Genomic DNA, 5267 nt, shown 5'->3' on the forward strand with positions numbered 1-5267 from the left:
GACGAGCGCGTCATCCTGATCGAGGACACGCGCGAGCTGCAAAGTCCCGCCGCCGACACCGTGGCCCTCCGCACGCGACCGGGCGTCGTGACGATGGCCGATCTCGTCCGCTCGACGCTGCGCCTGCGCCCCGACCGCATCATCGTCGGAGAGGTGCGAGGTCCCGAAGCGCTCGACATGCTCAAGGCCTGGAACACCGGCCATCCCGGCGGCATCGCCACTGTCCATGCCAATAGCGCGATCTCAGCGCTCTACCGGATCGAGGGTCTCGTCCAGGAGGCGGTGGTCACGGTCCCGCGCCGGCTGATCGCCGAGGCGATCGACATCATCGTCTTCATCTCCGGACGCGGCCTCCAGCGCCGCATCTCGCAAATCGCGCGTGTCGCCGGGCTCGATCCCGACACCGGCGCCTACGCGCTCGCCGACTTCCTCTTGCCCCTCAACCCCCAAGGAGAATGACCATGCAGTTTGCCAAGATTCCGTCTCGCGGATCGACCTTCCTTATCGGCGCGGCCATCGGCTTGGCCCTCGCCATAGCCCCGGCCGCGCAGGCGGCGGGATCGGGCATGCCCTGGGAACAACCCCTCCAGCAGGTGCTGGAATCGGTCCAGGGTCCGGTTGCGAAGATCGTCGCCGTCATCGTCATTATCGTCACCGGCCTGACGCTGGCGTTCGGCGAGAGCAGCGGCGGCTTCCGGCGCCTCATCCAGATCGTCTTCGGCCTGTCGATCGCCTTCGCGGCATCGAGCTTCTTCCTCAGCTTCTTCAGCTTCGGCGGTGGGGCGCTGATCGCGTGATCGGCGCCGGCCAACATCTCGAAGGGTACGAGGCTCCCATTCACGGGAGCCTCGGATCACCGATCCTGCTCGGCGGCGCGCCGCGCGGGCTCGCCATCGTCAACGGAACGCTGGCCGCCGCCGTCGGCCTCGGCCTCCAGCAATGGGTCGCCGGTCTCGTCCTTTGGGCGGTCGGCCACAGCATCGCCGTCTTCGCCGCGCGCCGCGACCCGGACTTCGCACCCGTGATGATCCGTCATCTCCGCCAGAAAGGCTATTTCGCGTGCTGAATCTCGCCGAATATCGTCACCGGCCCGACCGGCTGGCGGACCATCTCCCATGGGCGGCGCTCGTCGCGCCTGGCATCATCCTTAACAAGGATGGGAGCTTCCAGCGGACGCTGCGCTTCCGAGGACCCGACCTTGAATCCGCAACCGAGGGCGAGCTGATCTCGGCCTGCGCCCGCGCCAACAATGTCCTCAAGCGGTTCGGGACGGGCTGGGCGCTGTTCTTCGAGGCCGAGCGTCGCGAGGCATCTGCCTACCCCGACAGCGACTTTCCGGACGCCGCGTCCTGGCTGGTCGACCAGGAACGCCGCGCCGCCTTTCTCGGCGAAGGCGAGCACTATGAGAGCCGCTACCATTTGACGCTGACCTGGCTGCCCACGCCGGATAATGCCGAGGCGGCCGGCCGTTCGCTGATCGAGCGGCCCGATGCGGACAAGGGCCGCGACTGGCATGGAGCGCTGGCCAGCTTCATCGCCGAAAGCGATCGCGCGCTGGATCTATTCGCGAGCTTCATGCCCGAGGTCCGCGCCCTCGATGACTCCGAGACGCTCACCTTCCTGCATGGCACTATCTCCAATCGGCCGCATCGTGTCGCGGTCCCGGAGACGCCGGTTTATCTCGACGCGCTGCTCGTCGACACACCGCTGACCGGCGGGCTGGAGCCGCGGCTCGGCGGAACCCACCTGCGCACGCTGACGGTGCTCGGCTTCCCAAGCATGAGCCGGCCCGGAATCCTCGATGCGCTCAACCATCAGGACTTCGGCTATCGCTGGGTCACGCGCTTTCTCGCGCTCGACAAGAGCGACGCCACCAAGTCGTTGACCAAGCTGCGGCGGCAGTGGTTCAACAAGCGCAAGTCGATCACCGCGCTCCTGCGCGAGATCATGTACAACCAGCCATCGCAGCTGCTCGACACCGACGCCGACAACAAGGTCGTCGATGCCGACCTCGCGCTTCAGGTCCTGGGCGGCGACCATGCCGCGTTCGGCCACCTGACCACGACCATCACCGTCAGCGATAGTGACCGCGCCGGCGTCGAAGACAAAGTCCGGCGGGTCGAGCGGATCGTCAATGGACTCGGCTTCACGACGATACGAGAAGGCGTCAATGCGGTCGAGGCGTGGCTGTCGTCGCTGCCAGGGCAAGTCTACGCGAACGTCCGGCAGCCCCTGGTCCACACGCTGAACCTTGCGCATCTGATGCCGCTGTCGTCGGTCTGGGCCGGCCCTGTACGTAACGCCCATCTCGACGGCCCACCGTTGCTCCATGCCAGCACGGCAGGATCGACGCCGTTCCGCCTGTCGACGCACGTCGGCGACGTCGGGCACATGCTGGTGGTCGGACCGACGGGCGCCGGCAAATCGGTGCTGCTCGCGCTGATTGCGCTTCAGTTCCGACGCTACGCGGGCTCCCAGGTCTATATCTTCGACAAGGGGTTTTCCGCGCGGGCGGCCGTGCTGGCGATGGGCGGCGCTCACCACGCGCTCGGCCTCGGTGCCGATGCCGGTGAGACGCTGGCGTTCCAGCCTTTGCGCAGGATCGACGATGCCACCGAGCGAAGCTGGGCGGCGGAATGGATCGCGGCGCTGCTCGCGCATGAGAAGGTCCTCGTTACGCCCGAGGTGAAAGATGCTGTCTGGTCGGCACTCGGCAGCCTCGCGTCTGCGCCGCCGGAGGAACGCACCCTTACCGGGCTAACCTTGCTCCTCCAATCGAATGCCCTTCGTACCGCGCTTGGCGCCTACACGCTCGACGGCCCCTATGGGCGACTGCTCGATGCGGCCGAGCAGCATCTCGCCTTCACCGATGTCCAGTGCTTCGAGACCGAGGCGCTGATGGGCCAGACAGGCGTGGTGGCGCCCGTGCTGACTTATCTCTTCCACCGGTTGGAAGAGCGCTTCGACGGCAGGCCGACCCTTCTGGTGCTCGACGAGGCCTGGATATTCCTCGACCATCCGCTGTTCGCCGCGCGCATCCGCGAGTGGCTGAAGGTGCTGCGCAAGAAGAACGTCGCAGTATTGTTCGCGACGCAGAGCCTCGCCGACATCGCGTCGAGCAGTATTGCGCCGGCCATCATCGAGAGCTGCCCACAGCGCATCCTGCTGCCCAATGATCGCGCGATCGAGCCGCAGAGTCGCGAGGCCTATGAGCGGTTCGGACTGAACAATCGCCAGATCGAGCTGGTCAGCCGGGCCACGCCAAAGCGGCAATATTACCTGCAGTCGGCGCGCGGCAATCGGCTGTTCGAACTGGGCCTTGGTCCGGTCGCGCTGGCCCTGTGCGGCGCGTCCGACCTCGCCACGCAATCGCGGATCGACGCGATGATCGCGGACGACGGCCTCTCGGATTTCGCGGCCCGCTTCCTTGCGTCGGCCGGCCTCGACTGGGCCGCCGACCTGCTCGCCGATTTTCCCGTCCCCCAAGCAAAGGAGTAATGTGATGCGTTTCCTCACCCGAAAATATCTGATCGCGAGCGCGCTAGGTCTCGGGACCGCAGGCTCGCTCGCCATGGGCCTGGCCATGATGACTACGCCTGCCCACGCGCAGCTGACGGTGTTCGACCCGAGTAACTACGGCCAGAACATCCTGACGGCTGCCCGGACTCTCACCCAGATCAACAACCAGATCCAGTCGCTGCAGAATCAGGCGCGAAGCCTGCTCAACCAGGCGAAGAACCTGACCACGATCGATTTCCCCGAGCTGCAGGCGCTGACTCAGACGTTGCAGCAGGTCGATCGCCTGATGGGACAAGCCCAGGGCATCCGGCTCCAGGTCTCCGGCCTCGACCAGCAATTCCACCAGCTCTTTCCGCAGAGCTTCGGCCAGGCATTGCGGATGAACGATCAGGTTGTGGCCGCGCGCTCTCGCCTCGACACCGCCATGACCGCCTACCAGCACACGATGACCGTGCAGGCGCAGGTTGCCGAAAACGTCGCGGCCGATGCCCAGACCCTGTCTTCGCTGGTCGCGAAGAGCCAAGGCGCCGAGGGGTCCTTGCAGGCGCAGCAGGCCACCAACCAGCTGCTCGCGCTCAGCGCGAAGCAGCAGTTCCAGATCCAGAACATGATGGCCGCCCAATATCGCGCCGAGACGATCGAGCGCGCGCGGCAGGCGCAGGCGCAGATCGATGCGCAGGCAGCGACCAAGAAGTTCCTCGGTTCCGGCACCGCCTACACCCCCCGATAGGCGCGCCGGAGGGCGGCGACGGTCCGCCTCCCGTCGTCGTCGCCGCGGGGCGGGGCTTCGCTCTCCCGGTCTCGCCCCGCGGCCTCTTTCACTTCGCCGAGGAACCAACAGACGTGAACGATCTCAATGTCATCGACCGCTTCATGCAGGCGTTCATCACCTACATTGACGCTGGCTTCGGATTGCTCGGCGGCGACGTCCACTTCCTGACTGTGACGTTGATCGGCATCGACATCACGCTGGCCGGACTCTTCTGGGCGATGGGCGGCGACGACAATGTGATCGGCCGCTTCCTCAAGAAAATTCTCTACATCGGCGCATTCGCGTTCATCCTGAACAGCTTCTCGACCCTTGCCGACATCATCTTCCGCTCGTTCGCGCAGGCCGGCCTCACTGCCGGTGGCGGCGGCATGTCGGCGGCCGATCTCCTCAAGCCCGGCCGCCTCGCGGGGACAGGTTTTTCGGCCGCGTGGCCTCTACTTCAGCAGGTGTCCGAGCTGACGGGGTTCGTCAGCTTCTTCGACAATTTCCTGACCATCGCCGTGCTGCTGTTCGCCTGGGCGATCGTCATCATTACCTTCTTCATCCTCGCCGTGCAGATGTTCGTCACGATAATCGAGTTCAAACTGACCTCGCTGGCCGGCTTCATCCTCGTGCCATTTGCGCTCTGGAACCGGACCAGCTTCCTGGCCGAACGCGTGCTCGGCAACGTGGTCTCGTCGGGCATCAAGGTGATGGTCCTCGCGGTCATCGTCGGGATCGGCTCGAATTTCTTCACCGAGTTCACCGCCGCACTGCAGGGCCAGGAGCCGGACATCGGACAGGCGCTGAGCCTGATGCTCGCCAGCCTCACCATGTTCGGTCTCGGCATCTTTGGTCCAAGCATTGCCTCGGGCCTCGTTGCGGGAGCTCCGCAACTTGGTGCTGGTGCAGCGCTCGGCACGACCGTCGGCGCGGCCGGTATCACGATGCTTGCGGGCGGCGCCGCCGTGGGTGGTGCGCGTGCACTTGGCGGCGC

6 protein-coding genes are annotated in these 5267 nt (G+C 65.8%); all 6 read left to right on the top strand.

From position 1 onward, the window contains the following. Positions 1 to 459 (top strand): ATPase, T2SS/T4P/T4SS family (locus tag ACETPF_RS20840; protein ID WP_373936535.1); only part of this gene is annotated, 459 nt, incomplete at its 5' end. Positions 460 to 461: 2 nt separating this feature from the next. Then, on the top strand, positions 462 to 797 hold the full coding sequence (locus ACETPF_RS20845) for a TrbC/VirB2 family type IV secretion system protein (RefSeq protein ID WP_373936536.1): 336 nt from the start codon (positions 462 to 464) through the stop codon (positions 795 to 797). Then, a complete protein-coding gene (locus ACETPF_RS20850; protein WP_373936537.1) occupies positions 794 to 1066 on the top strand; it encodes a conjugal transfer protein in 273 nt (90 codons plus the stop codon). The genes ACETPF_RS20845 and ACETPF_RS20850 overlap by 4 nt, the downstream gene beginning before the upstream one ends. Next, positions 1060 to 3498 (top strand): conjugal transfer protein TrbE, encoded by a 2439-nt coding sequence (trbE, locus tag ACETPF_RS20855; protein ID WP_373936538.1) that lies wholly within the window; start codon positions 1060 to 1062, stop codon positions 3496 to 3498. Before ACETPF_RS20850 ends, trbE begins: the two co-directional genes overlap by 7 nt. Positions 3499 to 3502: 4 nt before the next feature. Next, complete coding sequence (gene trbJ, locus ACETPF_RS20860) at positions 3503 to 4249, top strand: P-type conjugative transfer protein TrbJ (protein ID WP_373936539.1); 747 nt, start codon at positions 3503 to 3505, stop codon at positions 4247 to 4249. A gap of 113 nt (positions 4250 to 4362) precedes the next feature. Beyond that, the coding region (trbL, locus tag ACETPF_RS20865) for a P-type conjugative transfer protein TrbL (RefSeq protein ID WP_373936540.1) at positions 4363 to 5267 on the top strand (905 nt) is incomplete at its 3' end.

This window comes from Sphingobium agrisoli, assembly GCF_041877245.1.
Taxonomy (GTDB): Bacteria; Pseudomonadota; Alphaproteobacteria; order Sphingomonadales; family Sphingomonadaceae; genus Sphingobium.